Below are 22170 nucleotides of genomic sequence, written 5' to 3' on the forward strand. Positions count from 1 at the left end.
GCTCGTTGCCCGTACCGGACAGGTTTTTATGCCCCAGCAATGTCAAGTTTTCGACGTTGTCGCCCAGGGTGTAGCTGACGTTGCTTTCAACCGTATCAATCCCTTCATCGGCGTGTTCGATCACCACATCGTCAACTGAATCAACCACGTAGGTATCGTCGCCCTTGCCGCCCTGCATGATGTCGTTGTTGCTACCGCCATCCAGCCAGTCGTCGCCGTCACCGCCTAGTATCAGGTCATTGCCACCCATACCTTGCAGAACGCCACCACTGTCATCACTGATGAAGACATAATTGCCCTTGCCGCCTTCGCCCTGTAAACGAATACCGGAATACCCGAAATCAGCAAGTGCAGCCAGCACCAACGCTTCGTTGGGGCCACCCTGGGCATCATTTAGCCATTGATTGAGTTGACCCAAGCCTTCCCAGCCCAATGCAGAAAGTTCAATACCACGCACGCGCTGCAAATCCAGCAGGTCACGAACCGCTTCAGCCGGAGCGTTTTCATAGCCTGCCTGGAACAGGGCATCAACCTGTGAGAAACCAAAACCAACGCCCTCATCGCTCAGGGTCAGCTCAATTGCTTCCATATAAGGCTTAAGGCGGGTCTGCAACAGCAGTTCTTAGACTTGGGCAGCCTGCAATATCAGCCGGTGCGGTACCTGATAAACGTTTGCCATCTGACAGAAAATTCTTTGCATTCAGAAGGTTTTTTGTATAAAACGACTCAAACGAAACCTGTTTGCATAATACCAGCCCGCACATGGTGTGCAGGCATCAGCCATCAACAAGGAAGTTGCCATGAAGCCCCTGTCCCTATTCTGTCCACTTGTTTTCAGCTTGCTCCTGGCGCCTGCCCTGATCTGCGCAGAACCGGCCGGCAAGCAGCGCGTTTTCAATGACGACAATTACCAGCCACGCGGCGCACATAACAGCTTGCCGCCGCCAGCGGAGAGCCTTTATTGCCGTACGTCAACTGCCGGAAAGCAGACTGCCAGCAAGGCATTCAAGGTCAACTGGAGCTGGAGCAGCCATGCCTTCAGCAACCAGCGCAAGACCAGAAAACCAGCCAGCAAAGGCGTATTTCATTACCGGCTGGTGAACAACCGAATCGACACCAGCAGCGTCTGCAACAACTATCCAACCGGTTCTTTGCTGTATCGCGATTGTCGCAAGGCTGCCAAAAAACACTTCAACGAACAATGCTCCAGCCGCTTTGCTGCCGCCTGCGTGGCGGCCGGCATGACGCCCTGAAGGGTGTGGTTTTTTTTACGATTGCTGATGATAAATCGGTGATGGCTGATATGGGTTGTAGTTACGCAAAGACGCCGTGAATACATCCATGTAGGCTCCCTGCCGCCATCCCTGGCGGCAGAGGCTTTGCTCCACTACAACCCATATCAGCAGCAGGCATTGTGCAAGCCGCAATCTTTTGGGGTGGGTGGAGAAAAGCGAAAGCAGCTAGACATTGTGCAGATCGCAGGGTGGAAAGAAGCGACAGCAGCCCGGCGCAGCCGGGCCTTTCCTCCTCTCCAACACCTCGGTGTATCGACGGGGCGGGCATGGCCGTAGCAAAGCATCAGCACCAGTGTCGAAGCTTTGCTTCGGCGCTGATAGCGTCAGCTTTGCGAAGTGCCATGCCCGCCCCGCAACACCACTGGCAAAAAACAACTACATCCCATTGCGTTATGATAGCCTGCAAATAATTTCTTCAACCCATTCACAGGGATACCCCTGTTTAGCGAGGCAGCCATGGCATTACTGAGTTTTCTCGGCGCGGCCCGTCAGGTAACCGGCTCCTGTTACCTGCTTGAAACCCACGACAAGCAGCTGATCCTGCTGGAGTGCGGCATGCAGCAGGGTGGCCACCACAACGATAATAATGATGACGACAACGGTAATGGCAACCGCAGCCCCTTTGCCTTCAACCCGGAGCACCTGTCGGCAGTGATCATCTCCCACGCCCACATCGACCACAGTGGCCTGCTGCCACGCCTGGTGGCCGAAGGTTACCGTGGCCCGGTGTACGCCACCGAAGCGACCAGCGACCTGTTGGAAGTCATGCTGATGGATGCCGCCCACATCCAGGAAAAGGATACCGAATGGGAAAACCGCTGGCGTGCCCGGCGCGGCAAGCGGGCCATCGCACCGATTTACGTCAGCAATGATGCCGAGCGTGTGCTCAAACAGCGCCGCCCGGTGGCCTACGGCGAGTGTGTGCAGATCGTGCCCGGCGTCGAGCTGAAGTACCATGACGCTGGCCACATCATAGGTTCGGCGATTGTCGAACTGACCTTCAAGGAGCCCAGCAACAGCACCCGCAAGCTGGTGTTCTCCGGCGATCTGGGCAGCACCTGCTCGCCCCTGATGCGGGCACCCACGATTCTGAAAGAGGCCGATGTACTGCTGATGGAATCGACTTATGGTGATCGCGATCACCGTTGCAACGAAGACACCCTTGACCAGCTGGCTGCCATCTTGCAGCAGGCCCACGAGGATGGCGGCAACGTGATGATTCCCGCGTTCTCGGTCGGGCGTACCCAGGACATCCTGTTTCACCTCGGCCGCTTCTACCAGGAGGGCCGCTTGCCACAGCAGGTGGTGTTTCTCGACAGCCCGATGGCCATCCGCGCCAACCAGATCTACTTCAACCACCATGAACAGTTCGATGCCGAAAACCTGGCCATGCTGCGCGAGCGCAACATTTCCCGGCTGGAAGACTGGCTACCAATCGTGCGCCTGACGCCCAGCCCGGACGAATCGATGGCGATCAACCGCATCAAGAGTGGCGCCATCATCATTGCCGGCAGCGGCATGTGCAACGGCGGGCGTATCGTGCATCACTTCAAGCACAACCTGTGGCGCTCCGACTGCCATCTGGTGTTCACCGGCTTCCAGGCCCGTGGCACCACCGGACGGGCCATCGTCGATGGCGCAGAGTCGGTCAAGGTGTTGCGTGAACAAATCGTGGTACGGGCCAAGGTGCATACCCTGGGTGGCTTTTCCGCCCACGCCGGCCAGTCACAGCTGGTTGACTGGGCCAGCCGGTTTGAAACAAACCCTGAGCTTTATCTGGTCCACGGAGAGCTGGAAAAAATGGAAATTCTGCAGGACATTCTGCAGAAAAAACTGGGCCGCACGGTACAGATCCCGGAGCACGGCGATCGTATCGCCATTTAAGGAGTAAAAATGTCAAACCATACCGACGAATACCTGGAGCGCCAGTACCTGGTTAGCTCCTTTGATGTAGCCGAGCGCATTGATGCACTGCTGGAAGCGGCGGTGCCGCCGAATAGTCCAAACGCGGCATTGTACCGGGAAATGATGCTGACTGTGGCACGCATGGCCGAAGCCGACCGCAGCCGCTGGGACGCCAAGATCATGATGCAGACCTTGCGCGAGCTGGAGGCATCCTTCGACCTGCTCGAACGTTTCAAGCGCCGCCGCAAAGTGACCGTGTTCGGCTCGGCCCGCACCCCGGCCGACAACCCGCTGTACCTGCAAGCCAAGGAACTGGGAGAGATTCTGGCCCGCCATAACCTGATGGTGATTACCGGTGCCGGTGGCGGCATCATGGCTGCTGCCCACGAAGGGGCCGGCCCCGATAGCAGCCTGGGCCTGAACATCGTGCTGCCCTTCGAACAGGGTGCCAACGCCACCATGCAGGCACGCAACAGCCACCTGTTGACCTTCCACTTCTTCTTCCTGCGCAAGCTGTTCTTCGTCAAGGAAGCCGATGCCCTGGTACTTTGCCCCGGCGGCTTCGGCACCCTGGACGAGGCCTGGGAAGTACTGACCCTGGTTCAAACCGGCAAGAGCCCGCTGGTACCCATTGTGCTGCTGGATGTGGAAGGAGGCACCTACTGGGACCAGTGCCTGGAGTTCATGCGTGAGGAGATGGTCGACAAGGGCTACATCCTGCCGGAAGACATGGACCTGATGCGGCTGGTGCGCTCGCCGCAGGAGGCCGGCCAGGAAATCGCCCGCTTCTATGCCAACTATCACTCGACCCGCTGGTATGGCGGCAACTTTGTTATCCGCACCAATCACCGTCTCACTGCCAGTGCCCTGCAGCACCTGAACGACAACTTCCGCGGCATCTGCCTTGCCGGCGGTTTCAGTCAGGTACAGTATTGCCCGGAAACCCACAAGGAACCGGAATTCTGCAATCTGCAGCGGCTCGAGTTTGCCTTCAATGCCCGTGATCTGGGCCGTTTGCGTCAGCTGGTGGACTTCATCAATCTTGAGGAAAACTGGGAAAAATAAGTCCGGCTGCAATATGAAAAAGCCTCTGTCATGATGACAGAGGCTTTTTTGTCAGTGTCTGAAACAGGCCTTGCAGCAGAGCCGCCACCCGGTGGTGACGGCTCTGCTGCAGTCAGTCAGTGGCCTGTTGCTGGCTGTTTGCGGCGTACAACTTTTCCGGCTTGATCAGGAAATGCGCCAGCGCCGGCAGCAGCCAGATCGCGCCAAACATGTTCCACAAGAACATGAAGGTCAGCATCAGGCCCATGTCGGCCTGGAACTTGATGGCGGAGAAAATCCAGGTCGCCACGCCAATCGCCAGGCAGATACCGGTAAAGAAAACCGCCTTGCCCGTTGATTTCAGCGTCTCGTAGTAGGCCTGTTGCAACGGCATGCCCATGCGCAGGAAAGCTTCCAGACGGCTGTAGATATAGATGCCGTAGTCGACCCCCACACCCACACCCAGCGCGATGACCGGCAGGGTGGCCACCTTGACGCCAATGCCGAGGAAGGCCATCAGCGCATTGCCCAGCACCGAGGTCAGTACCAGCGGCAGGATCACGCAGGCAGTGGCCGCTACAGAGCGGAAGGTCAGCAGGCACATGAACATCACGGCGGCATAGACCGCGATCAGCATCTTGGTTTCAGACAGGGCGATGACTTCGTTGGTCGCCGCTTCGATACCCGCGTTACCGGATGCCAGCAGGAACTGGTAATCATCGGTGTTGCGCTCGGCGGCAAAGTCTTCGACGGCCGCAATGGCGGTGCTCAGGGTTTGTGCCTTGTGGTCCTCAAGGAACACCAGCACCGGTGCCAGCGAACAGTCGGAGTTGTACAGCGAGTCGGCACGGGCAATCGAGTTGTTGAGGATATCGGCATTGCGCGACAGTGCTTCCCACTTCAGGTTGCCCTCGTTCATGCCCTTGATCACCTGCTTGGACACCGTGACCATGGAGATCACCGACTGCACGCCAGGCGTGTTTTCCATTTTCCAGGTCAGGTCGTCCATGGCTTCCATCACCGGATAGCGTGAACAGGACTCACTGGCGGTCTTGACCATCACCACCAGTACATCCGAGCTGGTCGAGTAGTTGTGGATGATGAAGTCGTTGTCCAGATTGTAGCGTGAGTCCGGACGCAGTTCCGGCGCTCCCTGGTCCAGGTCGCCGATCTGCAGGTTTTGTCCGTACCAGAGGCCAAAGCCGGCTGCGGCAAGAGCCAGCACCACGGACACCGGTGCCACTCTGGCGCTGGCAAAGGCGGAAAACCTGCGGGCCAGCCTGCTTTCCCGTGTTTCGCTGCCACGGCTGTATTCTAGCGCCTTTTTACCCAGCCCCAGATAGGAAACCACCACCGGCAGGAAAATCAGGTTGGTCAGGATGATCACCGCCACACCCACCGAGGCACCAATGGCCAGCTCGCGGATCACACCGATGTCGATCAGCATCAGGGTGATGAAACCCACAGCATCCGACGACAAGGCGACCATGCCCGGCACAAACAGCTGACGGAACGCCATGCGTGCGGCACTGAGCGGGTTGACCGAAGTGCTGGAGGAAATCGCGATACCGTTGACCACCTGCACGCCATGGGAAATACCGATGGCAAACACCAGGAAAGGAACCAGCATGGAATACGGGTCGATACCGAACCCCAGCAAGTTGAGCAGCCCCAGCTGCCAGCCCACGGCAATCAGCGTGGTGAACAGCACTGCAAGGGTGCTGCGAATGCAACGGGTGAAACGCAGCAACAAAACAAAAGTGATGCCCAGTGCGACGATGAAGAACATCGCCACGTCGATCAGGCCATCGATCAGGTCACCCACTTTCTTGGCAAAACCGATGATGTGAATTTTCACATTGGGGTTTTGCTGTTCGTATTTGTCGCGGATGTGTTCTTCCAGCTGGTGGGAAAACTGGCGGTAGTCCAGCTGCAACAGGCGGCTGTTGTCCTCCGGATCGGGAAACACTTCCAGTAGCGGAATCTCGACGATGCTGGACTTGAAGTTGTTGGCCACCAGCCGGCCGACCTGCCCCGATTTGAGGATGTTGCTGCGCAGTTCTTCCAGGCTCTCAGCCGAACCGTCGTAGGTTTGCGGAATCACCTCACCGCCATCAAAGCCCTCTTCGGTGACTTCGGTCCAGCGCACGTTGGGGCTCCACAGCGAGCGCACACCCGAGCGGTCAACCCCCGGAATATAAAAAGCCTCATCGCTGATCTGATGCAGGGTGGCCATGTATTCGGCATTGAAAATATCACCGTCCACCGCTTCTACCGAAATACGCACGCTGTTGCCAAGGTTGGCCAGATCGTCACGGAATTCGAGCATCTTCTCGATATAGGGATGCTTGAGCGGGATCATCTTCTCGAAACTGGTGGCCGGACGCACCTGCGCCGCCTGCCAGAACAGGAACAGACTGACCAGCAGAGTGAGCAGGATCACCGCCGGCCGATTGTTGAACACCAGGCGCTCCATGACGGCTGCCGGGTTGCTTTTGGACTTGGAAATCATGCGTATCTCATCCTTTTATCGTTCTTATGGAGTCGCCATGGAGCCTTCAATATGCACTCCGCCCTGCCCGACCAGTATCAGCCGGCCATCGGGCCGCATGGCAACACCGGCATAGGAAAAGCGGTCCTCACGCAGGCTGACAGAAAAACTCTGACCGTTATCGTTGCTGACCAGAACCGCTCCGCCATGGCCTACAACCAGCAGGCGGCCATCGTCAAGCAGCGCGCCATCGGCCAGGCCGAACTGCAGGGTGCCGCCCTGCGGAGTTTGCAGGCTGATGTCCTGCCAGCTGTCACCAAAGTCGTCCGAGCGATACAGGTGTCCGCGCAATCCGTAAACCACCAGCGTGTCCGCCTGTTGCGTCGGCAACACGCCAAACAGGGAACCCTCATAGGGGCTGGCAACTTCTTCCCAGGTCTGCCCCTCATCGGCCGAGCGCAGCATCAGGCCCATTTCCCCGACCACAAACAACCCGGCATCCTTGATACGGGTAATGGCATTCAGGTGGTAGCCGTCCTCGTTGTTCAGTTCGCCGCCAATATCTTCCCAGCTGGCGCCAGCATCATCGGTGCGCAGCATGGTGCCATAGGCACCTACGGCAAAACCGTGCCGTTCATCGGCAAACCAGACGTCCAGCAGGGGTGCTTCCAGCCCGGTATCACGGTATTGCTCGCTCCAGCTCTCGCCACCATCAGCACTGTGCAGAATCAGGGCATCATGCCCCACTGCCCAGCCGTTCTTTTCGTCGGCAAAGAACACCGCAGTGAGCATTTGACGGGTTGGCACCCGGCCCTGTTGCCAACTGTCTCCGGCATCATCCGAGTACAGGATATGGCCACGTTCGCCTACGGCAACAAGCCGTTTGCCAGCCTGTGTAATGCCCAGCAAAAGGGTTTCACTGGCTCGTGCCGACTGGATGGAATGGGCGCTGGCAGACTCTGTGGCCGCAACAGCTGCGAGCGGCGCCACCAAAAGCGGCAACGCCATGGACAGTGCCAGCACACTGCGTTTGCAGATGGAACGGGCTGACATCACGGATTCATGCATGGGGAACGCTCCCTCATTGTAATTTTTGTGCAAGTGCAAGGTATGTAACGGGAAAATCGTTGCATCACCATAGTGGGAAAAAGTGTCTTAAACAAGTGTTTGATACGCGATTTTAGTTGCCTTTCTGGTCATGCCGTGACCAGCTGGTACCAATCAATTTGCCAGGCAAGGCTGTTTCAGCCAAACCCGCATGACAGCTGGGCTTTAGGCGTCTGAAACACTTTTTTACAGGTATATTTGCAGGAAAATGAGCCTCTTCGACTTTTGTAGTGGTTGCCTGCCCGAAACAGCAGCAGGCACCACCGCTTTGCATCACCGGCATATCAGCCGAGTGATTTTTCCAGCACTTCGAACAGGTCCCTGGAGATCTTCGGCAACTGCTGCAGTTTTTCCAGCTCGGCGCGCATCTGCTGCTGTTGTCGGGGCTGGTAGCGCTGCCAGCGCGTCAGCGGGTTGACCATGCGCGCCGATATTTGCGGATTGAGACCATCCAGCACGGCCACCTGTTCGGCCAGCAGTGCATAACCACTGCCGTCAGCAGCATGGAACTGCGGCAGGTTGTGCTGGCTGAAAGCACCGAGCACCGCCCTCACCTTGTTCGGATTCTTGATGCTGAAGGCTGGATGCTGCATCAGCTGGCGGATTTGTGCTGTATCGCTAAACAGTGGACTGGATGCCTGCACGCTGAACCACTGGTCCATAACCAGCGGATCGACGGCGAACTCCTGCTCGAAGGCGGCCAATGCCTGCTCTGCCTGTTCACGGACGGGATTGTTGACCAGATTAGCCAGCGCGGCCATGCGCTCGGTCATGTTGTCGGCCTGCTCGAACTGTGCAATGCAGGCAGCGAGGATGTCATCCTGCTCCAGCAGCATCAGATAGCTGAGAGTCATGTTCTGCAGGCGGCGACGGCCAATCTGCCCGGCTTCGGGGCGGTAATCAGTGGCGCGTGCTTGCTCGCGTAGTTGCTGGTAGATTTCCCGCAGTGGTTGTTCCAGCTGTTGGGCAAGACTCAGACGCAGTGCCTCGCGTACCACATGGCTGTTGGCAACATCAGCTTCTGTTTGCAGCTCAAGCAGATAGGCCAGACTGGGCAGGCTGATGATTTCGGCCTTGAGTGCTTCATCCAGCTGTGTATCAGCTAACACTTTGCTCAAAGCCTGCGCCAGTTGTGGGTCAAACGCTGGAGTCTGGCCGTTTTGCTGTTGTGTCAATGCTTCGCTGAACACCTGGATGGCCAGCTGCTGGCCGGCTTCCCAGCGGTTGAAGCCGTCGCTGTCGTGGGCCAGCAAAAATGCCAGCTGTTCGCGGCTGTAGGCGTATTCCAGCCTGACCGGCGCGGAGAAGCCGCGCAGCAGGGATGGCAGTGGCTGGCTGGCAATACCGGTAAAGATAAACTCCTGGCTGGCTTCGGTGAGTTCCAGCACTTGTGTGCCACGGACTTCCTCACCCGTTACCGCATCCAGCAGCCCCGTGGCCAGCGGAATGACCATCGGTTCCTTGACCGGCTGGCCTGGAGTCGGCGGGCAATTCTGCCGTACTTGCAGGCGATATTCCTGTTTTTCGGCATCGTAGCTGTCGCTGACCTGCAGCACGGGCGTGCCGGCCTGGCTGTACCAAAGCTTGAACCGGGTCAGGTCGCGGCCACTGACGCTTTCCATAGCCGCAACAAAGTCGTCACAGGTCACAGCCTGGCCGTCATGGCGCTCGAAGTACAGGTCCGAACCCTTGCGGAACAGCTCCGCGCCCAGCAAGGTGTGCAGCATACGCACCACTTCCGCGCCTTTTTCGTAGATGGTCAGGGTGTAGAAGTTGGAAATTTCCATGTATTCGGCTGGGCGCACCGGATGCGCCAGCGGGCCTGCATCCTCGGCAAACTGGTGGGTACGCAGGTAGGCAACATCCTCGATGCGTTTGACGGTGCGCGAGTTCATGTCGGCAGAAAACTCGGCATCACGGAATACGGTAAAGCCTTCTTTCAGCGAAAGCTGGAACCAGTCGCGGCAAGTGACGCGGTTGCCGGACCAGTTGTGGAAATACTCGTGGGCGACAATGCTTTCAATGCGCTGGAAGGCGGCATCGGTGGAATTTTCCGGCTTGGCCAGCACGCAACTGGAGTTGAAGATATTCAGCCCCTTGTTCTCCATCGCGCCCATATTGAAATCATCGACGGCGACAATCATGAAGATATCCAGATCGTACTCGCGGCCATAGACTTCCTCATCCCAGCGCATGGACTTTTTCAGGCTGTCCATGCCGTGCTGACACTTGTCGGCATTCTGTGGTTCGACAAACATGCGCAAAGTAACTTCGCGCCCGCTCATGGTGGTAAAGCTGTCCTCGACACACCAGAGATCCCCAGCCACCAACGCAAACAGGTAAGCCGGCTTTTTGTGCGGATCTTCCCAGCTCGCCCAGTGGCGCTCGCCCTCCTCGCCTTCGTCAATCTTGTTGCCGTTGGACAGCAGCACCGGATACTGCTGCTTGTCGGCGCTGAGCGTGGTGGTAAAGCTGCTCATCACATCCGGACGGTCGAGGTAATAGGTAATCTTGCGGAAGCCCTCCGCCTCGCACTGGGTACAAAACATGCCGCCGGAGCGGTACAGCCCTTCCAGCTCGGTATTATTCTGCGGCTCGATACGTACCGTGGTATCCAGCGTAAAGCTGTTTTTCTCGGGTTGCAGACGCAAGCTTTCCTCATCCACTTGATACTCGCCCGCGCCCAGCACACGGTCATCCAGCGCAATGTGCTTCAGTTCCAGCTTGACCCCATCCAGCACCAGCGGCGGCAAGCTGTCGTCCAGCTGCGGATTGCGCTCCAGCACCAGATGGGCATGCACCAGCGCATGGTCGTCATACAGCTCGAAATGCAAGTGGGTTTCGTGAATCAAATAATCCGGCGCGCGGTAATCGGCCAGACGGATGGTTTTTGGGGTATGGGTCATTTTCTTTTAACTCTAAATAATGCTGTATTAGTGGTGAAAAAAAGAGGATTTGGTTACTTTTTCTGCCGGCACTAGGCTTTCAAGAGCATCAGCCAATGCGTCCATATCTTTATAACCTTCAAACCTAAGCGTTTCTCCAGCGGCTGTTTTCAGGATGATTGACACCAAACTGCCAGACTTGCTTTGTAAACGCAGACCTTCAATCTGCGTCAAATCGACATTAACAACAATGTCTTTATAACGAACGGTAATTTGCCGATTTTCCTGCTCCAGCACAAGAACGGGGTAAGTGGCTGCACCATGCTTGATTTTTCGATAGCTGGAAAGAAATATGGGAGTAAAAATTATTATTCCAAGAATGGGATAAAACAGTTCAGTGGCGGCTTTAACATTCACTGCCTTTAATAACAAAAAAACGCAAACAAATAGTAAAAAAACCACTAAATATATAAGTTTTCGTCGATCTTTGCTTACTTGTTGCTCAGAAACAAAAAACTGCATCCTTAACCTGTTCCTTTTATTCTTAGGAAGCCCTGAATTAAGCTACAACGCGCCACTCTGCGCGAGCTTAGGGAGTCGTAGAGTCCATAGATGCCGTGACTACGCACAGCATGACATGCCTAATCGACGGCTTGCTTGTCGAACTAATCAATTCATTCAGCACGCTCTTTACTATCAACCAACCCGTTACTTTAAAACGAACTATGGATCCTGCGATTTTGCTGCGCAAAACGCAGGATGACAGGGTCGAACCAACAAACCAACTGCAACCGAAACACCGCGACAGCAGCCCGGCAAAGCCGGGCCACTCTCTCCCAAACGCCAAGATGTTGCCGCAGGCCGGTCGGGGCCGGAGCAAAGCATCAGCAACAGGATCGAAACGTGTTTCGAGACTGGCAGCGTAGCTTTGCGCAGCGTCCCGACCGGCCTGCCAACACCAAAGGCAAACAACCTTACTGATGTAAAAAAGCCGTCCTGCTTACCCTGTCCGCCGGCACCAGCCGCTCCAGCGTAGCAATCAGTACATCCATGTTCTCAAAACCAACCAGCTTGAAAATTTGGCCGCTATCTGCCTTGAGAATAATGGATTTAACCCGCCCAAACCGGGTTTGAAAGCGCAGGTTTTTGACCTGCAACAAATCCACCTGCACGACAACGCTATTGTAACTAACCGCTGCCTGATGCTTTTCCTCATCCAGCATCAGCGAAGGATAAGCAGCCGCGCCCTGCTGGATGTGGCGGAACGTGACAAAAATGGTCAGGGCAAGAATCACCAGCCCGGCAATGGGCAGCATCAGATCGGACGCAGCCTCAACCCGTACTGCCTTGAACAGCAAGGCCACACAGCAAAGCCCTAGCACCAGGATCAAGCCCGTCGCCCAGCGCCGGTCTTTGCGGACTTTTTGTGCAGAAACATGAAATTGCATTTTTGCTCCTTTTCGCGTTTGAAGCAGCTTGGTTATGCGAATAAATTCGCACGGGTGCACAGCAAAACATTGAACAGGCGGATACATAGGCCGTGGGTCCGAACTTATTCGGACAACCCAGTGCACATTGACTGGCGTGCGAATAAATTCGCACTTACGGGTGCTGGTTCAACTCTACTGAGCTCCCGGACACAGCGACAGCAGCCCGGCACAGCCGGGCCACCCGCCCTCCACCGACCCGGTGTTTACGCGGGCAGGGTGGGACCGGAGCAAGCCTCAGCAACAGGGACGAAGCGTGCTTCGGCACTGGCAGCGTCAGCTTGCGGAGCGTCCCGCCCTGCCTGCCCACACCGAAACACACCCCACATCCAAAACTCAAAGCCTCCGCAAGACCAACTGATACCCGGTGTACTTGCGGATATTGATCACCCCGGTATCAAAAATCAGATACTGCCCCTTGATACCCAGCAACGTGCCTTCAGCCAGCGGCTCCTTGTCCAGGTTGAAGCTCTTGACCTTTTTCGGATACTCCAGCACCGGATAACGGATGTCCGTCACTTCGGCATCTTCCAGCGGCTGGATGGCCTGCAAACCGAAACGCTGATGCAGGGCATCCAGCCCGGCAGCACACAGCTTCAGCAAACGGTCGCGCTGCGCCGGCAGATCAACCGGCTCGGGATCGCCCTTGAGCATGGCCTGCCAACTGGTGCGGTCAGAAACATTGGCACGCAACGCATCCTCGACAAAGCCCGATTGCTGGCGGGTTTTCACCCGAAAAATCGGCAGCGCCTGCGAGGCTCCCTGGTCCAGCCAGCGGGTCGGCAGCTGGGTACCACGGGTGATGCCGACCTTGACCGAGCTGGAGTTGGCCAGATAGACGAAGTGGTCAACCATGCAGTTGGCCTCGCCCCACTCCGGCTCGCGGCAGGTGCCGGCGTCAAAGTGGCATTTTTCCGGGCTCATGATGCAGCTGTCGCACTGCGCCAGCTTGCCAAAGCACGGCCAGCAATAGCCCTGGGCAAAACTCTTGTTGGTCTTGCGCTGGCAGTGGATGCAGTTGATTCCGCCGAGATACTCCAGCTGCAGTGATTGTCCCAGCAGCTCGTTGAGTGGCAACTCCTCTTCGCCCAGCCGCATTCCGTAACGGGCCGGTTCCTGCAGCTCGATGCGCATCTTGACCGCCGCGCCACGGGCCAGCTCGCTCATCAATGCAGCGTCCCGGCAGCCGGAGCAAACAGGCTGGGGTCAATGTTCAGCTCCTTGTTTTTCTGGGAGGCGCATTTGTCTTCCCCCAGATAGCCGGTGCGCTGTTCTTCGGGCAGGTTCTTCTGTTCCCAGGCGATGATCGCCATCATGGTCAGTTCCTTCTGCTCACGGGTCAGCTTGTTGCCGTCCGGCCATTTGCCCAGCTCCAGCGCCTGCCTCAGGCTGGCGTAGGTTTCCGGGTTGATGTCGTCAATCATCTTGATAAAATCTGTCATCATTCGATCCTAATACTTTGAATCAATTATCATGCGCTCGGAAACCTCAAGTGATTTACGAGCTATTTCATTGCGTATCCATACGTTTTTGCCTGATGCCTGCCTGCATGGTTTGGTCGGCCGGCAGGCCATCAAAAAACCGTCAAGCCCGCGCACGAGCGAGCAAACCGGCCAGCAGGCCGGCGGCACAGCCAACCAGCAGGCCGCTGACATGCGCGGCGTTGGCTATCTGCCCAAAGCCCAGCGCGCTGACAATGCCCAGCAGGCACACCACCAGCCAGACCAGCATCATGCCGACCACGCCTCTGGGCAGCGCATAGGCCGCCACCGGACAGAGCCGCTGGTAAATCCAGCAGAAGCCGAGCAAGGCATAGAGCACACCGGACAAGCCGCCAAAAAAGGCCGGACCGGAAAAAAAGAACTGGCTGACATTCGAGATCACGCCTGCCAACAGGGTCAGGCCAAGCAGAAACAGGCTGCCCTGGTGCTGCTCGATGCGCCGTCCCAGCTCCCAGAACCACATGCAGTTCATGGCCAGATGTAGCCAGCCGAAGTGTATCAGTACCGGCGTCACCAGTCGCCACCACTGCCCGCTGGCCAGGGTCTGGTCGAGCGGCACGAACCAGGCCCGGTCGCCCTCGATCAATACCGCGTTGAAAGTCAGCTTGGCGACGTTTTCGACCACATCACCCACGCCGGTCCAGACGGCCACCAGCAAGGTCAGCAGCAACACCAGTGCGGTCAGCGGATAACGGCGCAGCTGTTGTTTCCAGCTCATGCCCCTGCCTGCTGCTGCATCAGCTGGCGCAGCAGCAAATTCGAGATTGTCGGCCGGCATCTGCAGCCAGGCTTCGTACAGCTGGCGCACATGCTCGGCGGTGACGGTATCCGCCACCCAGAGCTGTTGCTGTCCCGCCGCTTCGCTGATGCGGTGGCCGATATGCCGTGCCTGCAACAGGTGCCGGAAGCCGGACAGGTCCTGCTCCAGCGGTGCTTGCAATGCCAGCTGCCAGCTCATGCGTTGTTCTCCACCCAGACGAATTTTTCCGGCAACAGCCGGGTTTCATCATCCAGCCGGTAGGCGACCAGCCGGCCACCGTTGACCGCACTGTAGTCCAGGCAGGCCAGGTTGGGGCTGATCAGTGCCGGCTCGCCATCACGCCAGTAATGACCAACAAACAGCATCGGGTCACTGGCCTGGTGTTGTACCAGCTGCTGATAAAAACCTTTTGGCAGGCGCTGGCTGGCGATGTTCTCCGGCATCGGGTCGGGCTGAAAGGCCAGCTCGGCGTAGGTGCGTGGCGCCTGTTCTTCCTGCCAGAACCGGGCCCGGTAGGTGCTGCGGGTCAGACCGTCCTGGCCGGCCATTTTCTGGCCGCCGGGCAGCATGAGGTTGATGCCGCGCAGCAACCGGTTGCACACCCGGTGCTCGAAGCTGCCGTGCTCGGCCGAAGCCTGGATGAAGGCCTGGTCCACTTCGCCACCGCCAAAGCGCTGGCGCACGCCCTCGATCAGCTCTTTGTCCCAGCAGGCGTGCACCACGCGAAAACTGGTGCCATCAAGAAACAGCGGTCGCCGGGCGAACCAGCCAAGATAGTCCTGCCATTCGTGTGGATGCTCGGCGAAGGCGCGCGCGGTAGCTTGCCAGATGCCGGCATGACGCGGACTATGCTCACGAACAAATGGCTGTCGGCTGCCGACCGGCGCGGCGGTATGCCAGGCCAGTGCATAGTATTCGTGGTTGCCCATGATGCAGTGGGCATACCCGCCCTCGACCATCAGGCGCACGATCTCCAGGCTCTCCCGGATCTGCGGTCCACGGTCGATGATGTCCCCCAGGAAAATCGCCATCCGTTGCCGGTGCTGCCAGACACCACCGGTTTTGCGATAGCCGAGCTGTTCCAGCAGGCGTTCCAGCGCACTGGCGCAACCATGGACGTCGCCAATGATGTCGTAGCCGCGCTGCGGATCAATAAGCATCAGGGGCTTCTCTGGTCAAGGCGGCTTTCCCAGCCGAGCTTGTCGCGGCAGACTGCATAGAAGTTGTGCTCCAGCGGGTGCAGCAAATGCAGGCGCTGGGGCTTGCGACGAATGTGAATGACATCGCCCGGCGCACAGTTGGCATGGTTTTGTCCGTCACAGGACACCAGCGGGTAGATGCTCATGTCATGGGAAATGACGATTTTCAGCTCGCTGTCGGCACCCACCACAATTGGCCGGCTCGACAGCGTATGCGGATACATGGGAACTATCACGATGGCATCGATTTTCGGATGCATGATCGGCCCGCCCGCCGACAGGGCATAGGCGGTGGAACCGGTCGGTGTGGCGATGATCAGTCCGTCGGCCTTCAGGCTGTAAACGAACTGACCGTCGATATACAGCTCGAAGGCGATCATCCGTGTCGATTTGCCCGGATGCAACACCACGTCGTTGAGTGCGTCGCCGCCGCCCACCAGGCTGTCCTCGCGCATGACCTCGGTTTCCAGCAGGAAGCGTTCTTCCACCTCGTAGTCGCCGGCCAGAACGGCACCGACCTGCTCTTCCATGTGTTCGGGGGTGATATCGGTCAGAAACCCCAGGTTGCCGCGGTTGATGCCCAGCACCGGAATGTTGTGACTGACCAGTGCCCGCGCGGCACCCAGCATGCTGCCGTCGCCGCCAACCACGATCACCAGGTCGCAGACCTCGCCCAGCTGTTTGCGCGAGCTGACCTGTACGCTGTGACCAGGCAGCATTTCGGCAATGTCCTCGTCAAGAATGACATTCAGTTCCTGCTGCTGCAGCCAGGTTTTCAGGCGACGAATGGTATCCAGTGCCTTGACGCTGCCAAGACGACCGACCACACCAATGTTATAGAACGTGCTCAAGCTGTCAGTCCTTCTTCCGTATCCAGTAGCTGTATTGGCCTTCTGTTTCCTCTGTTTGCAGCAGGCTATGCCCAAGGAAGGTGCAAAACCTGGGGATGTCTCGACAGGTCGAGGGGTCGCTGGCCAGTACCTGCAATACCTGGCCGCCCTGCAAGTGGCGCACGGCCTGGTGCAGCATCATCACCGGTTCCGGACAAAAAAGTCCGCGCGCGTCGAGAATTTCATCTGCCATCGGGTTCATGCTGTCTCTGTGTTCCGCTGTTGGTCAATTAGGGTTCGCCCGGGCATTGTGCTTTGGCACGGGCCCTGTACCCGGCAAAGCGCTGGAGCGGCCGCTACGGCGTGACCGCAAGGTCAGTAATTTCGCTTTACCCGGTACTGCTGGCTGGCTACTGTATTTGTTCTTAATCAAAAAAAACAAGGAACAAATGCGCATGAACACCCAGGTCAGCTATCAACTGGACAATGGCATTGCCATCGTGCAAATCAATAATGGCAAGGTCAACGCCCTGTCCCCCGAGGTCATACAGCAACTCGGCTCCGCACTGGACCGGGCCGAGGCCGACAAGGCGGTGGTCATCCTGACCGGCCAGCCAGGCATCCTGTCCGGCGGCTATGACCTGAAAGTGATGATGTCCGGCCCGCAAAATGCGCTGGACCTGGTTGCCCAGGGCTCAGCATTAACGCGGCGTATGTTAGCACATCCCTATCCGGTGATTGTCGCCTGCTCCGGGCATGCCGTTGCCAAGGGCGCGTTCCTGATGCTGGCTGCCGACTACCGCATCGCCATCGACGGCGAGTTCAAGATCGGCCTCAACGAAGTGCAGATCGGCATGACCATGCATGATGCCGGCATCATTCTCGCCCGCGACCGCCTGACGCCCGCCGCTTTCCAGCGTTCCGTGATCAATGCCGAAATGTTCTCTCCGGAAGAAGCCCGCGTGGCCGGCTTTGTTGACCGGGTGGTGCCTGCCGAACAGCTGCTTGAAAGCGCCATGGCAATCGCGGAACAGTTCAAGCAACTGAACATGCCGGCCCATGCCAAGACCAAGCTCAAGGTGCGTGCCGGCCTGCTCGCCGCGCTGGATGCCGCCATCGAGCATGATCGGGTACACGGCCTGGGCTGAGCCGGGCACCGTTTCAAGGCATGAAAAGCCCGCATACGCCCGGCACATGCGGGTTTTTTCTTGACCGGTCGCACATCCTGGCATCTACCGGCTGGCCAGCCGGATATTGTTTACCAGCGACAACAGGTCATGCCCCTGCCGCTTGCCAACCGCAGCTGCTCGCGTGCGCAATTGCTCAACCGGCAGATTCTGCTCCGTGCTGGCCGGTATCAACAGAATCACGTTGCCCTCGGTAACCGGCACTTCCCAGTAATGTCCGGCAAACAGGCCTTGCAACAATGGAGTGGCCAGCGGTTTACTATCCAGCAAGGCCCACTGATTGATGACCAGCCAGCCGCCGGGCGACAGCCTGGCCTGGCAACCGGCCAGAAAGTCCCATGCCATGTGGGCCCGTGAAGGTCCCTGCTCGTTGTACAGGTCAAGAAAGACCAGGTCGGCCTGCTCCGCGCTTTCCAGCAGTTCGAGTGCATCCCCCACGCGCAGGGTGAGGCGTTCATCATCCTTGAAGCCCATGTATTGTTGTGCCAGCCGTACCACCTCCGGGCGCAGCTCAATCACTTCCGCGTCAAACAGCCCCGGCAGCGCATCCAGACAGCTGCGTACCAGCGCCCCGGCTCCCAGCCCCATGAACAACGCCGTTTCCGGTGCATCATGACACAGCGCTCCGAGCAGCATGGCCCTGGAATATTCATATTGCAGGCGCAGCGGAAAGCGCATGCACACCGCACTCTGTTCCGAGTCTTCGCCAAACACCAGATAACGCATGGAGCCTTTTTGCTCGACCAGAATGCGCCCGTGGGCATCTTCCGCTTCGGCAATGCTCTTTTTTCTTGACCAGAAAAACTGCAATTTATTGTTTCCCCAAACCCCAAACTGGCCGATCAATATGACACAAAACCCGCTGGCACTTTTGCACCTGCGACAAAACCCGTTTGCGGGCTTGCATTTGAAAAACGTCTCCAGTATAGTGCGCCACCTGAACGGGAACAAAGCCCGCTCAGATTTGCGGTGAAGTGTCCGAGTGGCTGAAGGAGCTCGCCTGGAAAGCGGGTATACGGGAGACCGTATCGAGAGTTCGAATCTCTCCTTCACCGCCATATTTTACTTTAAATCCCTGATTATTCAGGGATTTTTTTTGCCTGTTTTTCGTGATATCGAAGAAGTGTCGAACAAGGGGGCAGGTCTGCCTGGCCGTTCAAAATGGATCTGCCCCTTGTATCAGGCCGCCCCTTTCCTCCGGGTTAGCCCGGATGCCAGAACTGTGGCGGATACTGACACTTCAGCACTCCACGCAGCCAACGGTTATCCAACTTCAGCTGCTTGCCGCGCTGCAACTCGCGGCCCGTTGCTGCCAGCACGGCACAGTCCCTGCCACCGCCATCACACAGCTGGACACTGAGCCGTTCGAAGCGGATCCGGGCCGCCCGCTGCTGATAGCTTTTATCACTGCGTTCCAGCACGATATCCATGCTTTCGCCCTGCAACAGCTCGACCGCCACCGGGTTGGCCGCACGCCATTTGTTCTTGCGCAGGTTGATCTGTATCCCATCCAGGGTGCATTGCAAGACATCACCGGGCACCGCCTGGCGCAAACGCTGTTCGCGCTCGCTACGCTCCTTTTGCTCCTGTTCATGCTGGCGCTGCAGGCGGGCTTCGTAACGCACCCGGGCAGCTTCGTCCTGGCGTGCCTGCTCCATGCGCGCTTCGTGCTGCTGCTCCGGTGTCATGCGCAGCCACTGGTCTTCCGGTATGCCCAGCGGATACAGGGTGCAACCCGACAACACTAGAAATGCCAGCACAAGCGGGCGGCAGATTTCCTTCACTGTGCAACACCTCCCTGTTTCCGTTTCAGCATCATCGGCAGCAGCTGCGCCAGGACACAAAGCCGTCCAGCCATGTTATGTTGATTGGCGCGGGCCCGCGCAGCCATGCCCCGTGCGCACCGGGTTGCCAACATCAGACCGGGCTATACAGGTTTATGTCGCCTGTATACCCTAGCGCTTCAGCTTTTTCGATCAGTCTCCCCCCCAGATCATGCGGCTGGTCCCGGCTGCAGAACACCTCGACATGCACCTGCCCGTCAAGATAGTGCAACACAACCTTTTCCATATCCACGTACTTCAGTTCCTCTGCCCATACCCGGCGCAAATCCTGCATCACCTGCGCCCGCATCGGCAGCCGGTTGCTCGGATCTTCGTTCTCGTCATCCTCGGGGTCGATGTGAATCGCCACATCCACGATATTCTTGTTCGACTCCAGCAAAATATGGCGCACATGCTCGGAGATGCGATGGCCTTCCGACACACTGAGGAATTCGTCCACCTGGATGTGCACATCAACAATCGAGCTTCCGCCCATGCGCCTGGTACGCAACATGTGCACACCGTTGACGCCTTCGATATTGTTGATCAGCTCCTTGATGGCTTTGAGCTGCTTGGGTTCAAGCCCGGTATCGATCAGTTCGCGCACCGACATCCAGGCCTGGTCCCAGCCGATCTTGGCAATCATGAACGCCACCACGACAGAAGCAAAGGCATCCAGATAGGCCACGCCCATCAGGCTGCCCGCCACGCCCAGCAACACCACCACCGAAGAAATGGCATCCGAGCGATGATGCCAGGCATTGGCCTTGAGCAGTCCGGAACGATGTTTGCGCGCAGCCACCATGGTGTACTGGTACAGCCCCTCATTGGCAACAATCGAAATGAATGCAACCAGCAGGACAATGGCTGACGGATGCATCAGGGTATCCGGATTGATCAGGCGCTCGGTCGCATCCCAGACAATGCCGCCGGCAGTAAGGATCAGCACCACCCCCAGCCCCACGGTAAACATGGTCTCAATGCGTGCATGACCATAGGGGTGTTGCTCGTCCGCCGGCTGGGTGCTGTACTTGGCCGCGACCCAGACCATCAGGTCGGTGCTCAGGTCGGCAAGCGAGTGAATTCCGTCGGCAATCAGCGCATGGGACTGTCCGACCACCCCAAAAAAGACCTTGCCTGCGGTCAGTACCAGATTGACCAGCGCGCCGACAATGCTGGTATTGCGCATCGCGCGCTGGCGCTCAACAGCCCGTTGACGTGAATTCATGTTTCACCCTCTCCTTATCCTTTGCTGTCTATCATAATCCAGTTTGCGCATCCGGCACATGCGGCCGCTCAGCCCTGATAAACCGGCAACCTTCCGGCCAACAGCAGCAACTGGGTGGCAAACACCAGAACCGCAAACAGGATGACAAAGCCGATCATCCACTGCCCGCCCGGGACCACGCGGGCCCGTGCGGGGTTGCGGCGACGGCTGGCGCGCAGCAACAGTGCCGGTACCAGCACCGCCCAGATCGCCGCCATCAGCCCGACATAGCCCATGACGCGGACAAAGCCGGTCGGCATGACAAGATACGCCAGCAACGGTGGCGCAAAGGTCAGCAATGCGGTCTTGATACGTCCGGCCAGGCTATCCGGCCAGCCGCACAGGTCACGCAGATAATCAAACAGCCCCAGCGTCACGCCCAGAAAAGAACTGGCAATCGCCATGTAGGCAAATGCGGCCAGAAAACCGCCGGCGTGCAGCGTCCCGACATGGGCCGACAACGCCTGCAGCAGAACGGCAACATCACCGTCAGCCGCGATCACCGGCGCAAACTCGCTGCGCGGCAGGTTGCCCTGTACCGCAACCTGCCATATTACATACAGCACCAGCGCCAGCAGCGAACCCTGCACGATGCTGCGCGCGACCCGCCGTCCGTCCTGCTGGTAATGGCTGACCAGGCTGGGCACATTGCCATGAAAACCGAACGAAGCCAGGCAGACCGGCAAGGCAAACAGGGCGAACTGCCAGTAAATGCTTGCCTGCCCGTCTCCCCTGTTCAGCAGGATAGCCAGTTCGCACTGTTCCAGCAGGCTGCCAGTAGCGAGAAAGAAACTGCCAAGCATGCCGCCAATCAGCAAGGTGGACAGATAACCGACCCAACGGGTCGAGCTGGCCACACAAAACGCCAGCGCGCACAGAAACAGGATGGCCGCCAGTGTGCGTGAAGGCACCGGCCCGGCCCAGCCGGCCCAGTCGGCCAGCACCTGCATGCCCTCTCGCGTCAGCCCGCCACCGACATAGATATAGGCATAGGTCAGCGAATACAGGACAAACACGATGGACAGGCCGCTGACCAGGTTCCAGCCGCGCCCCAGCAGCTGGCTCACCATGCTGTGGAAGCTGGCACCGGGCGCAAAGCCCAGATTGACCTCAAGCAGCATCAGCCCCGACATGCACATGCAAAACCAGACATAAAGCAGCACCAGCACCGAACCGGCAAACCAGATGCCCGACGTCGCGGTGGGGTTGGCCAGCATGCCGGCCCCGATGGCGGTACCGGCAATGATCATGCTGCCGGCCAGGGTGCCGGCCGCTTTGGAAAGCCCTTGTTGTTGCGTCATGAATACAGCCTGAAAAGCGGAAAAATGGCCGGGCAGCGCCCGAAACGGCACAGGATACCCCAGCGGGGCCACAACATCAGAACAAAT

General features: G+C 58.0%; 19 protein-coding genes, 1 tRNA gene and 1 pseudogene. 5 read left to right on the forward strand and 16 right to left on the reverse strand.

The genetic code is table 11. From position 1 onward, the window contains the following. Positions 1 to 589, reverse strand: a pseudogene (locus tag AR306_RS13715) (hypothetical protein); the annotation flags it as partial. 211 nt (positions 590 to 800) lie between these two features. Between AR306_RS13715 and AR306_RS05255 the strand changes: the two are divergent. From AR306_RS05255 to AR306_RS05265, 3 genes are all read left to right on the forward strand, one after another. Beyond that, a complete protein-coding gene (locus AR306_RS05255; RefSeq protein ID WP_101496520.1) occupies positions 801 to 1253 on the forward strand; it encodes a hypothetical protein in 453 nt (150 codons plus the stop codon). 498 nt (positions 1254 to 1751) lie between these two features. Beyond that, positions 1752 to 3179, forward strand: coding sequence for an MBL fold metallo-hydrolase RNA specificity domain-containing protein (locus AR306_RS05260; RefSeq protein WP_101496521.1), 1428 nt, complete (start codon positions 1752 to 1754; stop codon positions 3177 to 3179). Between the two features lie 9 nt (positions 3180 to 3188). Beyond that, positions 3189 to 4265, forward strand: a complete 1077-nt coding sequence (locus tag AR306_RS05265; protein ID WP_101496522.1) for an LOG family protein — start codon at positions 3189 to 3191, stop codon at positions 4263 to 4265. Between the two features lie 112 nt (positions 4266 to 4377). Here AR306_RS05265 and AR306_RS05270 read toward each other — a convergent pair whose 3' ends face one another. The 11 genes from AR306_RS05270 to tusA form a co-directional block, all read right to left on the reverse strand. Then, complete coding sequence (locus AR306_RS05270) at positions 4378 to 6756, reverse strand: efflux RND transporter permease subunit (RefSeq protein ID WP_407071181.1); 2379 nt, start codon at positions 6754 to 6756, stop codon at positions 4378 to 4380. Between the two features lie 24 nt (positions 6757 to 6780). Next, a complete protein-coding gene (locus AR306_RS05275; RefSeq protein ID WP_240622489.1) occupies positions 6781 to 7803 on the reverse strand; it encodes a WD40/YVTN/BNR-like repeat-containing protein in 1023 nt (340 codons plus the stop codon). A 323-nt stretch (positions 7804 to 8126) separates the two neighbouring features. Beyond that, positions 8127 to 10748 (reverse strand): aminopeptidase N, encoded by a 2622-nt coding sequence (gene pepN, locus AR306_RS05280; RefSeq protein ID WP_101496523.1) that lies wholly within the window; start codon positions 10746 to 10748, stop codon positions 8127 to 8129. A gap of 27 nt (positions 10749 to 10775) precedes the next feature. Continuing rightward, a complete protein-coding gene (locus tag AR306_RS05285; RefSeq protein WP_101496524.1) occupies positions 10776 to 11249 on the reverse strand; it encodes a hypothetical protein in 474 nt (157 codons plus the stop codon). 452 nt (positions 11250 to 11701) lie between these two features. Beyond that, positions 11702 to 12262: a hypothetical protein gene (locus AR306_RS05290; protein WP_133539566.1), complete on the reverse strand. Its 561-nt coding sequence runs from the start codon at positions 12260 to 12262 to the stop codon at positions 11702 to 11704. 288 nt (positions 12263 to 12550) lie between these two features. Next, on the reverse strand, positions 12551 to 13381 hold the full coding sequence (locus tag AR306_RS05295; protein WP_101496526.1) for a DUF2797 domain-containing protein: 831 nt from the start codon (positions 13379 to 13381) through the stop codon (positions 12551 to 12553). Further along, entirely contained in the window at positions 13381 to 13656 is a 276-nt protein-coding gene (locus AR306_RS05300) for a YeaC family protein (RefSeq protein WP_101496527.1), read from the reverse strand. Before AR306_RS05300 ends, AR306_RS05295 begins: the two co-directional genes overlap by 1 nt. A 142-nt stretch (positions 13657 to 13798) precedes the next feature. Continuing rightward, positions 13799 to 14674 carry a rhomboid family intramembrane serine protease gene (locus AR306_RS05305; RefSeq protein WP_101496528.1) on the reverse strand — a complete coding sequence of 292 codons (876 nt, stop codon included), beginning with the start codon at positions 14672 to 14674 and terminating at the stop codon, positions 13799 to 13801. Continuing rightward, positions 14671 to 15636 carry a metallophosphoesterase gene (locus AR306_RS05310; protein ID WP_101496529.1) on the reverse strand — a complete coding sequence of 322 codons (966 nt, stop codon included), beginning with the start codon at positions 15634 to 15636 and terminating at the stop codon, positions 14671 to 14673. The genes AR306_RS05305 and AR306_RS05310 overlap by 4 nt, the downstream gene beginning before the upstream one ends. Next, a complete protein-coding gene (locus AR306_RS05315; RefSeq protein WP_101496530.1) occupies positions 15636 to 16526 on the reverse strand; it encodes an NAD(+) kinase in 891 nt (296 codons plus the stop codon). Before AR306_RS05315 ends, AR306_RS05310 begins: the two co-directional genes overlap by 1 nt. A gap of 4 nt (positions 16527 to 16530) precedes the next feature. Next, entirely contained in the window at positions 16531 to 16767 is a 237-nt protein-coding gene (gene tusA / locus AR306_RS05320) for a sulfurtransferase TusA (protein WP_101496531.1), read from the reverse strand. Positions 16768 to 16960: 193 nt separating this feature from the next. Between tusA and AR306_RS05325 the strand changes: the two genes are divergently transcribed. Next, complete coding sequence (locus tag AR306_RS05325; RefSeq protein ID WP_101496532.1) at positions 16961 to 17653, forward strand: crotonase/enoyl-CoA hydratase family protein; 693 nt, start codon at positions 16961 to 16963, stop codon at positions 17651 to 17653. Positions 17654 to 17737: 84 nt separating this feature from the next. On the opposite strand, the gene AR306_RS05330 is transcribed toward AR306_RS05325, so the two are convergent. Further along, the gene (locus AR306_RS05330) at positions 17738 to 18502 is read right to left on the reverse strand and encodes a spermidine synthase (protein ID WP_101496629.1); all 765 of its coding nucleotides are present in this window, start codon (positions 18500 to 18502) and stop codon (positions 17738 to 17740) included. Positions 18503 to 18660: 158 nt separating this feature from the next. On the opposite strand from AR306_RS05330, the gene AR306_RS05335 reads away from it, so the two are divergent. Next, positions 18661 to 18750, forward strand: a tRNA-Ser gene (locus tag AR306_RS05335). A gap of 144 nt (positions 18751 to 18894) precedes the next feature. On the opposite strand, the gene AR306_RS05340 is transcribed toward AR306_RS05335, so the two are convergent. From AR306_RS05340 to AR306_RS05350, 3 genes are all read right to left on the reverse strand, one after another. Next, complete coding sequence (locus AR306_RS05340; RefSeq protein WP_101496533.1) at positions 18895 to 19476, reverse strand: hypothetical protein; 582 nt, start codon at positions 19474 to 19476, stop codon at positions 18895 to 18897. Between the two features lie 133 nt (positions 19477 to 19609). After that, on the reverse strand, positions 19610 to 20743 hold the full coding sequence (locus tag AR306_RS05345; protein ID WP_101496534.1) for a cation diffusion facilitator family transporter: 1134 nt from the start codon (positions 20741 to 20743) through the stop codon (positions 19610 to 19612). 68 nt (positions 20744 to 20811) lie between these two features. Beyond that, entirely contained in the window at positions 20812 to 22083 is a 1272-nt protein-coding gene (locus AR306_RS05350; RefSeq protein WP_101496630.1) for an aromatic amino acid transporter, read from the reverse strand. Between the last annotated feature and the right edge of the window lie 87 nt (positions 22084 to 22170).

This window comes from Thiopseudomonas denitrificans (genome assembly GCF_002866065.1).
Taxonomy (GTDB): Bacteria; Pseudomonadota; Gammaproteobacteria; order Pseudomonadales; family Pseudomonadaceae; genus Thiopseudomonas; species Thiopseudomonas denitrificans.